Source organism: Leclercia barmai (assembly GCF_049312895.1).
Lineage (GTDB): Bacteria > Pseudomonadota > Gammaproteobacteria > Enterobacterales > Enterobacteriaceae > Enterobacter > Enterobacter barmai.
Genome location: NZ_JBMNWZ010000002.1, coordinates 767,738 through 783,149 on the forward strand (window position 1 = coordinate 767,738; position 15,412 = coordinate 783,149).

The window sequence follows — 15,412 nt, forward strand, 5'->3', positions numbered from 1 at the left end:
GATAGCGAAGAACGATAAGCAGGCTGAGTCGTGGATAAGTTGACGGCGAAAATGCACGCAACCTTTGTGAAGCGTAGCACACAAACTTAACTTTTAATTCATTTACACAACATAACGAAAATGTATCGTATGTCACTATTTTTGAGACTCGTCACAGGACTCAACGATAGTGTGGCTTTGATCTCGTTTTCTTTACGCTTGTTTCATAGAATGTGCAGCGAAATTAAACCTGCCTCATATTTGGAGCAAATATGGACCGCGTCCTACATTTTGTCCTGGCACTTGTTGTCGTTGCCGTGCTTGCGTTGCTGGTCAGCAGCGATCGCAAAAAGATCCGCATTCGCTATGTTGTTCAGTTACTCGTTATTGAAGTATTGCTCGCCTGGTTCTTCCTGAACTCAGACGTGGGGCTGGGCTTCGTAAAAGGCTTCTCCGAGATGTTCGAAAAACTCCTCGGATTCGCTAATGAAGGGACCAACTTCGTGTTCGGTAAGATGAACGACGAAGGTCTGGCGTTCTTCTTCCTGAAAGTGCTGTGCCCAATTGTCTTTATCTCTGCCCTGATCGGTATCCTGCAGCACATTCGCATTCTGCCGATTGTGATCCGCGCTATCGGTACCGTGCTGTCTAAAGTGAACGGCATGGGCAAACTGGAGTCTTTCAACGCCGTAAGTTCCCTGATCCTCGGTCAGTCTGAGAACTTCATCGCCTATAAAGATATCCTCGGCAAAATGTCCCGCAACCGCATGTACACCATGGCGGCCACGGCAATGTCTACCGTTTCCATGTCTATCGTGGGCGCGTATATGACCATGCTGGAGCCAAAATACGTGGTTGCTGCGCTGGTTCTGAACATGTTCAGCACCTTTATCGTTCTGTCACTGATCAACCCGTACCGCGTGGATGAGAGTGAAGAGAACCTGCAGATGGCTAACCTGCACGAAGGCCAGAGCTTCTTTGAAATGCTGGGTGAATACATCCTGGCAGGCTTCAAGGTTGCGGTTATCGTTGCGGCGATGCTGATCGGCTTTATCGCGCTGATCTCCGCGCTGAACGCCCTGTTTGCTGCCGTGCTGGGTATCTCCTTCCAGGGCATTCTGGGTTACATCTTCTACCCGGTAGCCTGGGTGATGGGTGTGCCGGCAAGCGAAGCGCTGCAGGTGGGCAGTATTATGGCAACCAAACTGGTTTCTAACGAATTCGTCGCAATGATGGATCTGCAGAAAATCGCCGGTTCCCTCTCCCCGCGCGCCGAAGGCATTCTGTCCGTCTTCCTGGTCTCCTTCGCTAACTTCTCTTCCATCGGCATCATCGCCGGTGCGATTAAAGGTCTGAACGAAGAGCAGGGTAACGTGGTTTCCCGCTTCGGCCTGAAACTGGTTTACGGTTCTACGCTGGTCAGCGTCCTGTCTGCGTCTATCGCCGCACTGGTACTGTAATCAGCATAAAAAAACCGGGGATGATAAGTCCCCGGTTTTTTTTCGCCTGTCATTTACTGAAGTGGTTGCGGTTTGCCGACCAGATATCCCTGCAGATAGTCCACCCCCGAGGCGAGCAACTTTTCGCGCTGCTCCTCCGTTTCGACAAATTCCGCCACCACGCACAGGGAGCGGGTCTTCGCCAGATTGCAGATGGATTTCACAATCATCGCATCCATGCTGTCGCTGCAGATATCCTTGACGAAGCAGCCATCAATTTTAATGACGTCCGCCTCCAGGCGCTTGAGCCGCTCGTAGTTGGCGTAGCCGGTACCGAAATCGTCGATGGCGATTTTAAAGCCGTACTGACGCAGCTGCTGAATGTTGGCGATACTGACTTCCGAGTTGGAGAACGCCTGCTCTTCGGTCACCTCGATAATCACCGACTGCGGCCTCACCCCGTAACGTTCAAACAGAGTAATGATCTCTGCCGCCACCTCTTTTTGCATCAGCGTCAAGGGCATCAGATTCACGGAAAAACGCGCGCAGCAATCGTCTGAGGGATGCTCCTGCAGCCAGGCCAACAATGATTCAACCACGCCGATATCGAAGCGGCGGCTCAGGTTAAACTGCGCTACCAGCGGCAAGAACTTATCAGGCGTTAAGAGCTCACCCTCACTTTCCAGGCGGGACAGGATTTCGTGGTAACCCAAGCCATCGGCTCGCTGAATGGGTTGCGCGTACAGGCGTAATCCCCCCTCATCCAGCGCCCGCTTGATGCGACTCAGCATCAGCACGCGCTCAGTCGTCTGGCCTGAAACCGTTTCAAGGCTGTTATTCAGGGACAGAACCTGGTTCGCCGAGCAGGCTTTTTCCGCCAGCCAGCTTAACTGGCCCAGCGTGTGATACAGGCTTTCTCCGCCGTTAGACTCCACGCCGCCCCAGGCGCCGCCAAATTCAATATCCAGACCGATATTGTTCCAGTAAATTTTGCGGCTGTTCATGTAATCAATGATGTGCTGCAAGCGCGCCCCGGTTTCCGGCCCGCTGAGCACCACCACCAGCTCATTACCCGGGATCTGGAAAACCTGCTCATTGGCCATCAGCAGCGGCTGGAGCTGGCGAATGATGGCCCGTTTGCACTGCACGCGCATCATCAGGCCATAGTGACGGCTCAGGAACTCCAGATTATCCATCCGTAAACAGCACAGGGTGACCTCTCTGTTGTCACTCAGGAAGCACTCCAGCGCGCGCAGGTTACGCAGTCCCGTCAGGGGATCGATCAACGCCCTTTCCTGCCAGCCACGTTTAAGCCATTCGCTGCGCTGAAAAATACGAGACATATAAACCAGACAGATAGCGAAGGAGATCAGCACCGACAGCACGAACGCCAGTGAGTAGCCGTTTTGCACGCCCTGTAAAAAATTGCTGTTGTAGGTCAGCAGCAGCAGTGTGCTCAACGCCCAGCCCAACGTAATGAAGGGATAGCGGAATCGACTCACGCCTAAGGTGAACAGAATGAATATCACCGGTACCAGGTAGCCCGCAATAATATCGGAAGTAAAAGGCAAACAGAGCAGAAGCAAGAAAGCGGCAAGCAACAGAAGTAATACGGATGTAAATATTTGGTTGCGAATTGAAAATGAATTATTAATATTCCGCCGCCAGAAAGCGCGCGCATAATTCGGATTAATAATCATTCTTAAAGGATAATAGAACAGCATAGTGAAAATCAGAACGGCGCAAATCAGGCTCTGAATATCCACGATGTGATATATGACGGAACCTCTGTCAGAGAAATTAGCAAGGGTAACAGGGAAGTCACAAAAATAACCGGCAAGAAACATTGAGAGTTTTATTGCCAGGGGTAAGGCAAATCCTAACCAGAAAATGCGCGCCCCAAGAAAGCGGCTGGGTATCTGATAGCGCCAGCGCGAACCAAGCTGCCAGCGCAGGATCCCGCAGACCAGCAGCGTGCTAAACACCTGACAGAACAGCAAAATAACATCCTGCTCCGGCGATAATTGAAGGTTCCACTGGTTAATTATGGCGAAACTAATAACGATCGGAATAATTGCCTGGCGACCAAATAATAATATTATCGCCAGCATGACGCTCAGCGGCATCCATGCCAGATAAACCTCAAAACCATCGATAACAGATTTCGGTGAAATAAGACGGGAGAAAGGGACGAAGACGAGGCATAACGCCAGGGCGAGCGTGAAGCTCTTTAAGTTAATATTAATTTTAGTATTCATTAATTTTGTTAAACTATTTACCTGGCGATATTAATTTCACATAAATACTATTTCCTTTAAAAAGGCAATTCAAGTTCAAGGCCCGGAAATAGCATTTCCTGACTAAGAATTTACCTAAACAAGATTTATTTACACGAAAAAGAGATAAACGGTTTATAACAGGCATAAAAAAACCCCCGCCATTCGGCGAGGGTTTAAATTTTGGTGGAGCTAAGCGGGATCGAACCGCTGACCTCTTGCATGCCATGCAAGCGCTCTCCCAGCTGAGCTATAGCCCCACAGTCTTCTTTACGCACCAGACTCTGTTGGGTTCAGAGTTTGGTGGAGCTAAGCGGGATCGAACCGCTGACCTCTTGCATGCCATGCAAGCGCTCTCCCAGCTGAGCTATAGCCCCATCGCGTAAAGCGTGTCGTGTTGACGGGCGGCATAATATGAATTCCATTGCTGAGTGTCAACGGCAAAATCTCACACTGTGGTTCAACCGCTGAAAATTCATGCAAATGAATCACATTGCGAGGGTGCTCGCAGCCATGAGTTAATCTTGTCACGTTTTCCAGTAAAACGGTGTTATAAAATGAGCCACTAATTACCCACACTCTTACTCAGGAAATTGCATGATCAAGGAACGAATGACGCCGGAAGAGCTGGCCCGGCTCACAGGCTACAGCCGACAGACCATCAATAAATGGGTGCGCAAAGAGGGTTGGTCCACATCACCGAAACCCGGTGTTCAGGGCGGTAAAGCGCGCCTGGTGCACGTGAATGAGAAAGTTCGGGAGTTTATTCGCAACGCACGCAGAGCCCCGGATGTGGTGCCCTCACCTGACGTTTATGCAGATAACTCGCTACAGGCCCTGCTGATCACGCTGGCCAACGAAATGACACCCACGGAACAGAAACAACTGACCTCTTTATTACTCCGGGAAGGGATCACCGGATTGTTGCAACGCTTAGGGATCCGCGAGCAAAAATAATATGAAAAAATTACGTAGCAAAATGACCACCGAAGAGCTGTCGGATACGCTGGGGGTCGCCAGGCAAACCGTTAACCGCTGGGTACGCAAGAATAACTGGAAAACGGAAGGCATTAATGGCGTTAAAGGCGGTAAGGCGCGTCTCATTCATATTGATGCACAGGTGCGCGAGCACATCATGAACATCCCCGCCATTCGTAAACGACAGGCTAACTATCAGCTTGCTGAAACCGCGGCCAGCTATGAGCCCGTTGCCGTGCTGCGACAGATTATCGATGCGCTGGAAAATATGACTCCGCCTGAACAGGAGCGGCTTGCCGTTTTGCTGGCTCGGGAAGGGATACAGGGTTTTCTGGTGCGGCTGAACATTCATCAGCCAGAGGAATAAAAAACGGCAGGGAAACCTGCCGTTTTGTTTTTGCTTTCTGATTACTGCTGGCTTTCGCGCTCAGCAATAAAATCGAGCGCTCTGTTGATACGCGCCACGCTGCGGGTTTTACCAATCGCGTGTACGGTAACGTCCAGCGCCGGGGACTGACCGGCACCGGTAACAGCGACACGCAGCGGCATGCCCACTTTACCCATCCCGACTTCCAGCTCATCTGCTGTCGCCTGAATGGCATTATGGACATTCTCAGCGCTCCAGTCGGTAATGGCAGCCAGTTTATCGCGAACCACTTCCAGCGGCTGACGCGCAACCGGGCGCAGGTGCTTCTTCGCGGCGTCGGCGTCAAACTCATCGTATTCTTCATAGAAGTAACGGCAGTTTTCCGCGATCTCTTTCAGGGTTTTACAGCGCTCGCCCAGCAGTTTGATCAGATCGGCCAGCTGTGGACCGTTGCGGGTATCGATGTTCGCCTGCTCAATATGCCACTGCAGTTGGGTCGCAACGTACTCTGGCGGCAGAGTATTGATGTAGTGATGGTTCAGCCACAGCAGTTTATCGGTATTGAACGCACTCGCAGACTTACCTACCGCGCTCAGGGTAAAGAGCTTGATCATCTCTTCACGGCTGAAGATCTCCTGATCGCCATGGGACCAGCCCAGACGCACCAGATAGTTCAGCAGCGCTTCCGGCAGGTAGCCGTCGTCGCGATACTGCATCACGCTCACCGCGCCGTGGCGTTTGGAGAGCTTTTTACCGTCGTCACCGTTGATCATTGAAACGTGCGCATAAACCGGTACAGGTGCATTCAGCGCTTTAAGGATGTTGATCTGGCGTGGGGTGTTGTTGATGTGGTCTTCGCCACGCACCACGTGGGTGATCGCCATATCCCAGTCATCAACCACAACACAGAAGTTATAGGTTGGTGAGCCGTCGGTACGGCGGATAATCAGATCGTCCAGCTCCTGGTTGCTGAATTCGATCGGGCCGCGGATCTGATCGTCAAAAATGACCGAGCCTTCCTGCGGGTTAGCGAAACGCACTACGCAGGGTTCGTCCGCCGCGTGGTGTGAATGATCGTGACGGCAGCGGCCGTCGTAGCGTGGCTTTTCGTTATTCGCCATCTGCTCTTCGCGCAGCGCTTCCAGACGCTCTTTCGAGCAGTAGCACTTATAGGCAGTGCCCGCTTCCAGCATGTCATCAATAACGGCGTTGTAGCGATCAAAACGTTTGGTCTGGAAATAAGGGCCTTCGTCCCACTCCAGATTAAGCCAGTTCATACCATCCATAATGGCTTCGATTGCTTCCGGCGTGGAGCGTTCAAGATCGGTATCTTCGATACGCAGCACAAACTCACCGCCCTGGTTGCGAGCAAACAGCCAGGAATAGAGAGCAGTACGCGCACCGCCGACGTGCAGGTAGCCTGTCGGGCTTGGCGCGAAGCGAGTTTTGATTTTCATGAAGTGGCCTTACAGTGATAAAGATGCCGACAACCGGCATATCCTGGAAACTAAAGTGGGCAATATTCTATCACTCCAGCCTGATTCCTCAATCTTGTTGCTGTCAGATCGTTCTTTGTAGCCGTTTTTGTTTAGAAATCATGCATCACAGGTGGTTTTGCGATCGTTTTGTTTAATTTTACGACGAACGAACAAAATCTTTAGAAAAGGCGTTGACTCATTTTCAACTCTCCCTATAATGCGACTCCACACAGCGGGGGTGATTAGCTCAGCTGGGAGAGCACCTCCCTTACAAGGAGGGGGTCGGCGGTTCGAACCCGTCATCACCCACCAACTACTTTATGTAGTCTCCGCCGTGTAGCAAGAAATTGAGAAGTGGGTGATTAGCTCAGCTGGGAGAGCACCTCCCTTACAAGGAGGGGGTCGGCGGTTCGATCCCGTCATCACCCACCACTTTCTCGCCAGCTGGATTTCTTGCAGTAGTAAATGAAGTACCGAAGTGGGTGATTAGCTCAGCTGGGAGAGCACCTCCCTTACAAGGAGGGGGTCGGCGGTTCGATCCCGTCATCACCCACCACTTCGGGTCGTTAGCTCAGTTGGTAGAGCAGTTGACTTTTAATCAATTGGTCGCAGGTTCGAATCCTGCACGACCCACCAATGTAAAAAAGCGCCCTAAAGGCGCTTTTTTGCTATCTGCGATATGGAAGATTCGAACCTGCCAAAACTGGTAGATTAGCTCAAGCTCTTCTTTTGTATGCCGATACCTCTTCTTTAGGCAGAGGAAATCAGCATGACAACCATTCAGGCATCCACACCCTCAATACAAACAAAAAGCAGCGGCAGCAGCAGTGGCTCCGCCGGTAGCGACATTGCATCGCAAATTAGCCGCCTCACCTCACAAATTACTAAACTGACCAAACAGCTGAAAGACGTAGCTAACGGCAGCGGCACGGCGGAAGAGAAACAAACCCAGCAGGACCTGCTGCAGGCGCAGATCAGAATGCTGCAGGCGCAGCTGGAGCAGTTGCAGCGTCGCCAGGCGGAAGAAGCCCAGCAGAAGCAGGACAAACAGCAGGGTAAGGTGGAAGGCGTTAACTCCCCTTCCGCTGAGCATCAGATTGATATTTACGTCTGACGCAGCTTAAAACTGTGCAGGCCTGATGCAGCGCCTGCACAATTTCTGTTTACGCGGTCAGCGCCGCGATCAGTTTTGCCATCGCCCCCGTCAACTGCTGCTCTTCGTAGACAATATACAGATCCGCCGGAATACGCTCCTCAAGTGGACGGAACACCACGCCGGGCCAGTTCATCTGCGCATAGCTGTCGGCGATAAGCGTAATCCCCAGACCCATGCTGATCATAGCGAGTACGGTTTGCGGCTCCATCACTTCACGTACCACCCTGGGTGAGAAGCCAGCGCTCTGACAAACCCGCTGCAGGAAGGCCCAGTCGGTATGCATGGCGGGCATGGTAACAAAACATTCATACCGTAACGCCTCTAGCGGCACGACGTCACGGGCGGTCAGAGCATGATCCTCCGGCATTGCTACCAGAAATGACGACTCGTGCAAGCGTACACGGGTAAATCCCGCCATCGGCTCCGTCGCCATTCGCCAGATGCCCGCATCCAGCTCGCGTCTTTCCAGCAGCGCCATCTGCTTTGCAGGCATTTTTTCCCGGAAAATCACCTCGATGTCAGGATGCGTTTTCAGAAACTGGTGCATAACAGGGCGCATCTTTCCCCACATCGCCGTGCCCACCACGCCAAGCTCAATTCGCCCTGCTTCACCCCGCCCAATCTGCTCTACCCGCGCCAGAATCTGGTTCGCACTGGAGAGCAAGCGACGTGACTCTTCCATCAGGATTTTACCGGCATGGGTTAATGCCACACTGCGTGAGTGACGAAGAAACAACAGCGTACCGAGCTGCTGTTCCAGCTCTTTGATATGCATACTTAAGGGGGGTTGGGACATGTTAAGACGGGCCGCAGCCCGTCCAAAATGAAGTTCTTCTGCCACGGCGAGAAAGTAACGCAGCAGCTTTAGATCGATGCGGGTTGTTCGTTCCATCACCCCTGCGCTCCTTACAGAAAAGAGAGTAACGGAACGAATTTATCACACCGCCTGGCGAAAAATGAATTGAACCGCAATGTAGCCAAGATACATAAATACGATGGAAAGTACGCCGGGTAACACATTGGGTGCCGGAATAGGTAACCGGCATAAGGTGAATAACGCCCCGATACCGAAACCAATGCCCGATGAGAAAAGAATGTCTTTCATACACTGTCCCTGCTGATTAAATGGACTGGCGAGCATCCCCTCGCCAGTAAAAATGCCCTAGTGGGTCAAAGACTGAGCCGCTAACGCTTCAGGCTTATGCTGATATTTGAAGCACACCGCAAAGATCGCTGCCAGCGCCAGGGTATAGGCCGCAAACAGCAACCAGATGGTTTGCCAGTCTTTAACGCCCTCCACCGAGAAGTAATCCACCGCCATCCCGCTCAGAATGGAGCCGACCCAGGCGCCGACGCCATTCACCATGGTCATAAACAGCCCTTGCGCGCTGGCGCGAATGGTGGGGCTCACCTCCTGTTCGACGAATACCGAGCCCGAAATATTGAAGAAATCGAACGCGCAGCCATACACAATCATCGACATCAGCAGCAGAACCACGCCTGTTGGAGACGGATCGCCAAAGGCAAAGAAACCAAAGCGTAAGGTCCAGGCTAGCATGCTCATCAGCATCACGGTTTTGATGCCATAACGCTTCAGGAAGAACGGGATGGTCAGGATGAAGCCCACCTCTGCCATCTGCGAAACGGAGAGCAAAATGGAGGGATACTTAACGACAAAACTCTCAGCAAACGCCGGGTCACGGGCAAAATCGTGGAGAAACGGATTGCCAAAGACGTTAGTGATTTGCAGCACCGCGCCAAGCATCATCGCGAACAGAAAGAAGATGGCCATCCGCGGATTTTTAAACAGCACGAAGGCATCCAGACCGAGCTTGCTGATGAGCGTGGTCGCCACTCTCTTTTCAGCAACCGGGATCTTCGGTAGCGTCAGCGCGTAGGACGACAGCAGCAATGAGGCACCCGAGGCGATAAACAGCTGCGTGCTGCTCAGCTCAAGGCCCATCAGACTCACCGTCCACATGGCGAGAATAAACCCTAACGTGCCAAACACCCGCACAGGCGGAAAGGCCGTAACAGGATCCTTTCCTGCCTGGGCAAGACACGAATAGGAGATGCTGTTCGAGAGCGCAATGGTCGGCATATAGGCCATGGCGTTAATCAGCATCACCCAGAACATAGTGTCAGGATCGGTCACGGTCGTCGCATACAGCAGCATTCCGGCGCAGACCAGATGACACAGCATGTAGGCCCGTTCGGCACGCAGCCATTTGTCGGCAATAATTCCCATAATGCCGGGCATGATAATCGCCGCCAGCCCTTTGGAGCTGTATACCATGCCGACGTTGGCACCGCTAAAATGGAGGGTGTTAATCATGTATGACCCCAGGGTGACAAGCCAGCTTCCCCAGATGAAATACTGCAAAAACGACATGATCTTCAGTCGAGAGGTTATACCCATTTTTTATTCCTTGCCGCAGAGGCTAAGCCCCTTTTCAGGGGCATGGGTATCAGGCCAATTTGCGTAAGAAGCCGCAAATCAGGTTGATAAAGTTTTGCCGGGAGAGTTCTGCGGCGGCCAGGGTTTGCGCATGGGAAAGCTTAATGTCCCCCAGCCCTTCCGCCAGGTTGGTAATGGCCGACACGGCAACCACCTTAAGCCCGCAATGGCGCGCGGCAATCACCTCCGGCACCACGGACATTCCTACCACATCTCCGCCAAGGATCTGCATCATGCGGATCTCCGCCGCCGTTTCGAAGTTTGGTCCCGGATACGAGACAAACACCCCTTCGGTAAGCGGGAAGCCCTCCTCAGAGGCCACCGCCTGGAGCAGCGCGCGATAACCGGCGTCATAGGCATTCGCCAGGGAGAAGAAACGCTCGCCATAACGATCGTCGTTCAGACCCACCATCGGCGTTCCTGGCATAGTGTTGATGTGATCGCTTAACGCCACCAGGCTGCCGGGGCCCACGTTGGGGCGCAACGAGCCTGCGGCATTGGTGCAAAACAGCATCTCGCAGCCCAGCAGTTTGAGCGTGCGGATCGCATCGGTCATCACGCTCATCCCACGCCCTTCATAGAAATGTCCGCGCCCTTTCATGCACGCCACCGGAACACCCGCCAGATGACCCAGCACCAGCTCGCCGGCATGCCCGTGGACCGTACTGACCGGGAACCCGGGCAGCTTCTCGTAAGAGATGGCCACAGCGCCTTCAATTTGCTCTGCCAGGGCACCTAAACCCGAGCCGAGGATCAATGCCACACGTGGCGTAAAGCCGGGTTTGTAACCGCGAATAATGTCTGCGCTATAGCCGGGATTTGGCGAGAAATGAGAGTGGCTCATGGGAAGTCCTTATTATGAGTAAATGTGGGTACCGCCTTTTTATAGCGAGAGGGAGGGGCCCTTTACCAATACACTTTTCCGTGTCGATCGATACAGGTTCTGTATTGATTCAAAAGAGAATTCAGCATCGCCAGCCGGGAGGCTGGCGAAGAAGAAGTATTACGAAGAGATCTGATACAGCGGGTTTTGCACGCGCCCGGCGGTGAGTTCACAGGCCTGCATCCGCACCACGTCCCACAGCGCCTGAGCTGCGGTGGAGAGCGAACGATTTTTACGTCGCACCAGCATCAGCTGTCGCTCCACCACCGGGGTGAGGCGTTTTACCTGCAAATGGCTTCCCTGCGGCAGGGGCAGCGCCAGGGCGGGTAATACGCTGATGCCAATCCCCGCCTCGACCATCGGAAACAAGGTCGCCGGATGGCCGATCTCCTGCACAATATCCGCCTCAACCGCAAAACCCGCCAGCGCGGCGTCAATCAGCGGTCGGCTCCCGGAGGCGTAATCCTGTAAGACCAGCCGCTGGGCATGAAGCTCCTGCCAGCCCACCGATTCTCGCCCGGCGAAGGGGTGATCGTCGCGGCACAGCAGCAGGAAAGGCTCCGACAGCACCGTCTCACACTCAAGATCGGTTGCCGCACCGGGATCGATAACGATGCCAAAATCCACCTCCCCCTGGCGAATGCTCTCCAGTACCCACTGCTGGGGGCGGTCGTGGAGAACAAATTTGATATCCGGGTAGAGGTGATTGCTCCGGGCAATACAGTGGGGGATGAGATGCGCTGAAATGGTCTGGCTGGCGGCCACCCGCACGGTGCCGGAGAGCTGCTGCCCTACCCGGCCCGCATCCCGTAGCGTGCTGCTCAGCTCATCCAGCAGTCTTTCGAGACGCGCGGCCAGCTGCTGGCCCGCCTCCGTCAGCACCACTTCCCGCGTGGTACGATCGAGTAGCCGCACGCCGGCCTGCAACTCCAGCTCTTTCACGCTGTGGCTCACCGCCGACTGGCTCAGGCCAATCATCTCTCCCGCGCGGCTGAAACTCTTCGCCTGCGCGACGGTGACAAATACACGTAGTTGCCGCAGAGAGTAATTCATCTGTTTTACTCATGAATTGATGCAATAAATCAATTTTATTTCTCAAACAGATAAAAGCACAATAGCGCTATCTGTTTTCAGGAGCGTTTATGAAACTTTTCCGCATTCTCGATCCATTCACCATCACTCTTATCGTCGTGGTACTGCTCGCCTCCTTCTTCCCTGCCCAGGGTGGCTTTGTCCCCTTTTTTGAAGGTTTGACTACCGCCGCCATCGCGTTGCTGTTCTTTATGCACGGGGCAAAACTCTCCCGCGAGGCGATTATCGCGGGGGGGAGCCACTGGCGACTGCATCTGTGGGTGATGTGCAGCACCTTTGTTGTCTTCCCCGTGTTGGGCGTGCTGTTTGCCTGGTGGGCGCCGGTTAACGTCGATCCGGCGATCTATACCGGCTTCCTGTACCTCTGCATATTGCCGGCCACGGTCCAGTCGGCAATTGCCTTTACCTCCATGGCGGGGGGCAACGTGGCGGCCGCCGTCTGCTCGGCGTCAGCCTCCAGCCTGTTAGGGATTTTCCTGTCGCCGCTGCTGGTTGGGCTGGTGATGAACATGCACGGCGCGGAAGGAAGCCTGGATCAGGTGGGCAAAATCATGCTCCAGCTGCTGCTGCCGTTTGTGCTGGGTCATCTTTCCCGTCCGTGGACCGGGGCCTTTGTGGCGAAGCATAAGAAGTGGATTGCCAAAACCGATCAGTCATCGATTCTGCTGGTGGTCTATTCCGCGTTCAGCGAAGCCGTGGTGAATGGTATCTGGAATAAGGTGGGGGTTGGTTCGCTGCTGTTTATTGTGGTGGTCAGCCTGGTACTGCTGGGGATTATCATTGCCATCAACGTCTTTGCCGCCCGCCGCTTTGGCTTTAACAAAGCCGATGAAATCACCATTGTCTTCTGTGGTTCGAAAAAGAGCCTGGCAAACGGTATCCCGATGGCCAACATTCTGTTCCCGACCTCGGTGATCGGGATGATGGTGCTGCCGCTGATGATCTTCCACCAGCTGCAGTTGATGATTTGCGCGGTGCTGGCACGTCGCTACAAACGCCAGACCGAGGAGTTGCAGGCCCGGGAGCAGGCCCGCACGGCAAAAGTTTAAGGACGTCTCAGGGGCTGAACCAGCTGGGTCAGCCCTTCGGTTTTAATCAGTAACGTTAGCGCCATCAGCTCGCCAAGATGCCCGGCAGGAAATTGATCCTTACGGGCAAACCACAGCAGATACTCTTCCGGCACATCAATCAGCCGTCGGCCTTTGTACTTGCCGAACGGCATTTCGGTGTTGGCTATCTCGATAAGCTGCGCTTTATCCACGTTACTCTCCTAACAGACGCAGCATTTCGGCTTCGTCAATCACGTCAATCCCCAGCTCCTGCGCTTTGGCCAGCTTGGATCCCGCCGCTTCACCGGCAATCACCAGGTCGGTTTTCTTCGACACGCTGCCAGCCACTTTGGCCCCCAGCGCGACCAGCCGCGCTTTAGCATCATCGCGCGAAAGCTGGCTCAGGCTGCCGGTCAGCACCACGGTTTTACCGGCAAACGGGCTGTCGATCTCTTCGGCGTTGATAACCTGCGGCGCAGGCCAGCGAATACCTTCGTTCAGCAGCTGGCCGATAACCTCGCGGTTGCTCTCTTCCGAGAAGAAGTTAAAGACGTGGGTCGCAACCACGATGCCGACGTCCGGCACCTTTTGCAGCTCGTCGATGGAGGCCTTCTCAAGCGCCTCCAGCGTACCAAAATACCCGGCCAGCCCGGCAGCGGTTGCCTCGCCCACTTCGCGAATACCTAACGCATAGAGGAAACGGGCAAAGGTGGTCTCTTTGGCTTTTTCCAGCGCGTCGGCCACGTTCTGTGCGGACTTCGGCCCCATACGATCCAGGCCGGTCAGCTTGCCCGGCGTCAGGCGGAACAGGTCAGCAGGCGTAAGGACGTACTCTTTCTCTACCAGCTGATCGATGATTTTGTCGCCCATGCCGTCAACGTCCATCGCCCGGCGGGAGACGAAGTGTTTCAGCGACTCTTTGCGCTGGGCACCGCAGACTAATCCGCCGGTACAGCGGGCAACGGCTTCGCCTTCGACGCGCTCAACGTCGGAACCGCATACCGGACAGTGGGTCGGGAACTCAACGGCGCGCGTATCGTCAGGACGTTCTGATTCCACCACGTTCACCACCTGCGGGATCACGTCCCCGGCACGGCGGATCACCACTTTATCGCCGATACGCAGCCCCAGACGGTCGATTTCGTCAGCGTTATGCAGGGTCGCATTGCTGACCAGCACCCCGGCCACCTGAACGGGCTCCAGACGCGCGACCGGCGTTATCGCCCCGGTACGGCCCACCTGAAACTCCACATCGCGCACGAAGGTCATCTGCTCCTGGGCCGGGAACTTAAAGGCCACCGCCCAGCGCGGCGCGCGGGCGACAAAGCCTAACTGCTCCTGCAGCGCGAGGGAGTTCACTTTGATGACCACGCCGTCGATATCAAAACCCAGCGTCGGGCGATCGGCTTCGACCTGACGGTAAAACGCCAGCACCGCTTCCGGCGAGTCGCACAGCTGAACGCGGTTACTGACCGGCAGGCCCCAGGCCTTAAACTGCAGCAGGCGGCCCAGGTGGGTATCAGGCAGCTCGCCCCCCTCCAGGATGCCGACGCCGTAGCAGAAGAAAGTGAGCGGTCGCTTCGCGGTGATGCGCGGATCCAGCTGGCGTAGCGAGCCTGCGGCGGCGTTGCGGGGGTTAGCGAAGATTTTGCCCCCGGTGCGGCGCGCCTCTTCGTTGATTTTTTCAAAGCCCGCCTGTGGGAGGAACACTTCGCCGCGCACTTCGAGACGGGCCGGAATGTTCTCGCCATGTAACTTGAGCGGAATAGCGCGGATGGTGCGCACGTTGGCGGTAATGTCCTCGCCGGTAGTGCCGTCGCCGCGGGTAGCCGCGCGGATCATCACCCCGTTTTCGTACAGAATGCTGACGGCCAGGCCATCCAGCTTCAGTTCGCAGCACCAGCTCAGGGCATCGGTCTGCTTCAGGCGATCCTGCACGCGTTTGTTGAAGGCGAGGAAGCTCTCTTCGTCGAAGACGTTATCCAGCGACAGCATCGGCACTTCGTGACGTACCTGGCTGAAAAAGGCCAGCGGTGCCGCCCCGACGCGCTGGGTAGGCGAGTCCGGCGTGATTAGCTCCGGGTGCTGCGCTTCAAGCTCACGCAGCTCACGCATCAGACGGTCATACTCCGCGTCCGGCACTTCTGGCGCATCCATCACATGATAAAGATATTCATGGTGGCGAAGCGTGGTTCGCAGTTCGGTAAGTTGTTGTTCGATTGAGTCCATGTCGCACCATTAATGAGAAAAACCCCCG

General features: G+C 54.6%; 14 protein-coding genes and 6 tRNA genes. 9 read left to right on the plus strand and 11 right to left on the minus strand.

Going from position 1 to position 15,412, the window contains the following annotated elements:
- Positions 1 to 251: 251 nt before the first annotated feature.
- The gene (locus tag ACOYA6_RS11915) at positions 252 to 1,439 is read left to right on the plus strand and encodes a NupC/NupG family nucleoside CNT transporter (RefSeq protein WP_039032602.1); all 1,188 of its coding nucleotides are present in this window, start codon (positions 252 to 254) and stop codon (positions 1,437 to 1,439) included.
- Positions 1,440 to 1,492: 53 nt separating this feature from the next.
- Here the strand turns inward: ACOYA6_RS11915 and ACOYA6_RS11920 are convergent, their stop codons facing one another.
- The 3 genes from ACOYA6_RS11920 to ACOYA6_RS11930 form a co-directional block, all read right to left on the minus strand.
- Entirely contained in the window at positions 1,493 to 3,676 is a 2,184-nt protein-coding gene (locus ACOYA6_RS11920) for an EAL domain-containing protein (RefSeq protein WP_039032601.1), read from the minus strand.
- A 202-nt stretch (positions 3,677 to 3,878) separates the two neighbouring features.
- A tRNA-Ala gene (locus ACOYA6_RS11925) sits at positions 3,879 to 3,954 on the minus strand.
- Positions 3,955 to 3,995: 41 nt separating this feature from the next.
- Positions 3,996 to 4,071 (minus strand) — tRNA-Ala (locus ACOYA6_RS11930).
- Between the two features lie 220 nt (positions 4,072 to 4,291).
- On the opposite strand from ACOYA6_RS11930, the gene ACOYA6_RS11935 reads away from it, so the two are divergent.
- Positions 4,292 to 4,651: a YfeC-like transcriptional regulator gene (locus ACOYA6_RS11935; protein WP_039032600.1), complete on the plus strand. Its 360-nt coding sequence runs from the start codon at positions 4,292 to 4,294 to the stop codon at positions 4,649 to 4,651.
- Position 4,652: 1 nt separating this feature from the next.
- Positions 4,653 to 5,039 carry a YfeC-like transcriptional regulator gene (locus ACOYA6_RS11940; RefSeq protein WP_039032599.1) on the plus strand — a complete coding sequence of 129 codons (387 nt, stop codon included), beginning with the start codon at positions 4,653 to 4,655 and terminating at the stop codon, positions 5,037 to 5,039.
- A gap of 41 nt (positions 5,040 to 5,080) precedes the next feature.
- Here the strand turns inward: ACOYA6_RS11940 and gltX are convergent, their stop codons facing one another.
- Complete coding sequence (gltX, locus tag ACOYA6_RS11945) at positions 5,081 to 6,496, minus strand: glutamate--tRNA ligase (RefSeq protein WP_039032598.1); 1,416 nt, start codon at positions 6,494 to 6,496, stop codon at positions 5,081 to 5,083.
- A 257-nt stretch (positions 6,497 to 6,753) separates the two neighbouring features.
- Between gltX and ACOYA6_RS11950 the strand changes: the two genes are divergently transcribed.
- The 5 genes from ACOYA6_RS11950 (at position 6,754) to ACOYA6_RS11970 (ending at position 7,631) form a co-directional block, all read left to right on the plus strand.
- A tRNA-Val gene (locus ACOYA6_RS11950) sits at positions 6,754 to 6,829 on the plus strand.
- Between the two features lie 44 nt (positions 6,830 to 6,873).
- Positions 6,874 to 6,949 (plus strand) — tRNA-Val (locus ACOYA6_RS11955).
- Between the two features lie 48 nt (positions 6,950 to 6,997).
- Positions 6,998 to 7,073 (plus strand) — tRNA-Val (locus ACOYA6_RS11960).
- Between the two features lie 4 nt (positions 7,074 to 7,077).
- Positions 7,078 to 7,153: transfer RNA gene (locus ACOYA6_RS11965), tRNA-Lys, on the plus strand.
- Between the two features lie 133 nt (positions 7,154 to 7,286).
- Positions 7,287 to 7,631 (plus strand): FlxA-like family protein, encoded by a 345-nt coding sequence (locus ACOYA6_RS11970; protein WP_039029645.1) that lies wholly within the window; start codon positions 7,287 to 7,289, stop codon positions 7,629 to 7,631.
- Positions 7,632 to 7,680: 49 nt separating this feature from the next.
- Here the strand turns inward: ACOYA6_RS11970 and ACOYA6_RS11975 are convergent, their stop codons facing one another.
- The 5 genes from ACOYA6_RS11975 to ACOYA6_RS11995 form a co-directional block, all read right to left on the minus strand.
- Positions 7,681 to 8,565, minus strand: a complete 885-nt coding sequence (locus tag ACOYA6_RS11975; protein WP_422654754.1) for a LysR family transcriptional regulator — start codon at positions 8,563 to 8,565, stop codon at positions 7,681 to 7,683.
- A gap of 45 nt (positions 8,566 to 8,610) precedes the next feature.
- Positions 8,611 to 8,778, minus strand: a complete 168-nt coding sequence (locus ACOYA6_RS11980; RefSeq protein ID WP_039029647.1) for a XapX domain-containing protein — start codon at positions 8,776 to 8,778, stop codon at positions 8,611 to 8,613.
- Between the two features lie 57 nt (positions 8,779 to 8,835).
- Positions 8,836 to 10,092 carry a nucleoside permease gene (locus ACOYA6_RS11985; RefSeq protein ID WP_039029648.1) on the minus strand — a complete coding sequence of 419 codons (1,257 nt, stop codon included), beginning with the start codon at positions 10,090 to 10,092 and terminating at the stop codon, positions 8,836 to 8,838.
- A 49-nt stretch (positions 10,093 to 10,141) separates the two neighbouring features.
- Positions 10,142 to 10,975 carry a xanthosine phosphorylase gene (gene xapA, locus ACOYA6_RS11990; RefSeq protein WP_422654755.1) on the minus strand — a complete coding sequence of 278 codons (834 nt, stop codon included), beginning with the start codon at positions 10,973 to 10,975 and terminating at the stop codon, positions 10,142 to 10,144.
- A gap of 159 nt (positions 10,976 to 11,134) precedes the next feature.
- Positions 11,135 to 12,067: a LysR family transcriptional regulator gene (locus ACOYA6_RS11995; RefSeq protein ID WP_138369798.1), complete on the minus strand. Its 933-nt coding sequence runs from the start codon at positions 12,065 to 12,067 to the stop codon at positions 11,135 to 11,137.
- 89 nt (positions 12,068 to 12,156) lie between these two features.
- Here ACOYA6_RS11995 and ACOYA6_RS12000 point away from each other — a divergent pair, with 89 nt between their 5' ends.
- A complete protein-coding gene (locus ACOYA6_RS12000) occupies positions 12,157 to 13,155 on the plus strand; it encodes a bile acid:sodium symporter family protein (RefSeq protein ID WP_039029651.1) in 999 nt (332 codons plus the stop codon).
- Here ACOYA6_RS12000 and ACOYA6_RS12005 read toward each other — a convergent pair.
- Both ACOYA6_RS12005 and ligA read right to left on the minus strand, forming a co-directional pair.
- Complete coding sequence (locus tag ACOYA6_RS12005; protein WP_039029652.1) at positions 13,152 to 13,367, minus strand: DUF3820 family protein; 216 nt, start codon at positions 13,365 to 13,367, stop codon at positions 13,152 to 13,154. The two genes, ACOYA6_RS12000 and ACOYA6_RS12005, sit on opposite strands and share 4 nt — an antisense overlap.
- Before the next feature lies 1 nt (position 13,368).
- Complete coding sequence (ligA, locus tag ACOYA6_RS12010) at positions 13,369 to 15,384, minus strand: NAD-dependent DNA ligase LigA (protein WP_138369797.1); 2,016 nt, start codon at positions 15,382 to 15,384, stop codon at positions 13,369 to 13,371.
- Between the last annotated feature and the right edge of the window lie 28 nt (positions 15,385 to 15,412).

Excerpts from the sequence above, each read along its gene's own strand:
- ACOYA6_RS11970 (WP_039029645.1), top strand. The coding sequence starts at position 7,287 with ATGACAACCATTCAGGCATCCACACCCTCAATACAAACAAAAAGCAGC.
- gltX (WP_039032598.1), bottom strand. The coding sequence starts at position 6,496 with ATGAAAATCAAAACTCGCTTCGCGCCAAGCCCGACAGGCTACCTGCAC.
- ACOYA6_RS12000 (WP_039029651.1), top strand. The coding sequence starts at position 12,157 with ATGAAACTTTTCCGCATTCTCGATCCATTCACCATCACTCTTATCGTC.
- ACOYA6_RS11980 (WP_039029647.1), bottom strand. The coding sequence starts at position 8,778 with ATGAAAGACATTCTTTTCTCATCGGGCATTGGTTTCGGTATCGGGGCG.
- ACOYA6_RS11920 (WP_039032601.1), bottom strand. The coding sequence starts at position 3,676 with ATGAATACTAAAATTAATATTAACTTAAAGAGCTTCACGCTCGCCCTG.
- ACOYA6_RS11985 (WP_039029648.1), bottom strand. The coding sequence starts at position 10,092 with ATGGGTATAACCTCTCGACTGAAGATCATGTCGTTTTTGCAGTATTTC.
- xapA (WP_422654755.1), bottom strand. The coding sequence starts at position 10,975 with ATGAGCCACTCTCATTTCTCGCCAAATCCCGGCTATAGCGCAGACATT.
- ligA (WP_138369797.1), bottom strand. The coding sequence starts at position 15,384 with ATGGACTCAATCGAACAACAACTTACCGAACTGCGAACCACGCTTCGC.
- ACOYA6_RS11935 (WP_039032600.1), top strand. The coding sequence starts at position 4,292 with ATGATCAAGGAACGAATGACGCCGGAAGAGCTGGCCCGGCTCACAGGC.
- ACOYA6_RS11995 (WP_138369798.1), bottom strand. The coding sequence starts at position 12,067 with ATGAATTACTCTCTGCGGCAACTACGTGTATTTGTCACCGTCGCGCAG.
- ACOYA6_RS11975 (WP_422654754.1), bottom strand. The coding sequence starts at position 8,565 with ATGGAACGAACAACCCGCATCGATCTAAAGCTGCTGCGTTACTTTCTC.
- ACOYA6_RS11940 (WP_039032599.1), top strand. The coding sequence starts at position 4,653 with ATGAAAAAATTACGTAGCAAAATGACCACCGAAGAGCTGTCGGATACG.
- ACOYA6_RS11915 (WP_039032602.1), top strand. The coding sequence starts at position 252 with ATGGACCGCGTCCTACATTTTGTCCTGGCACTTGTTGTCGTTGCCGTG.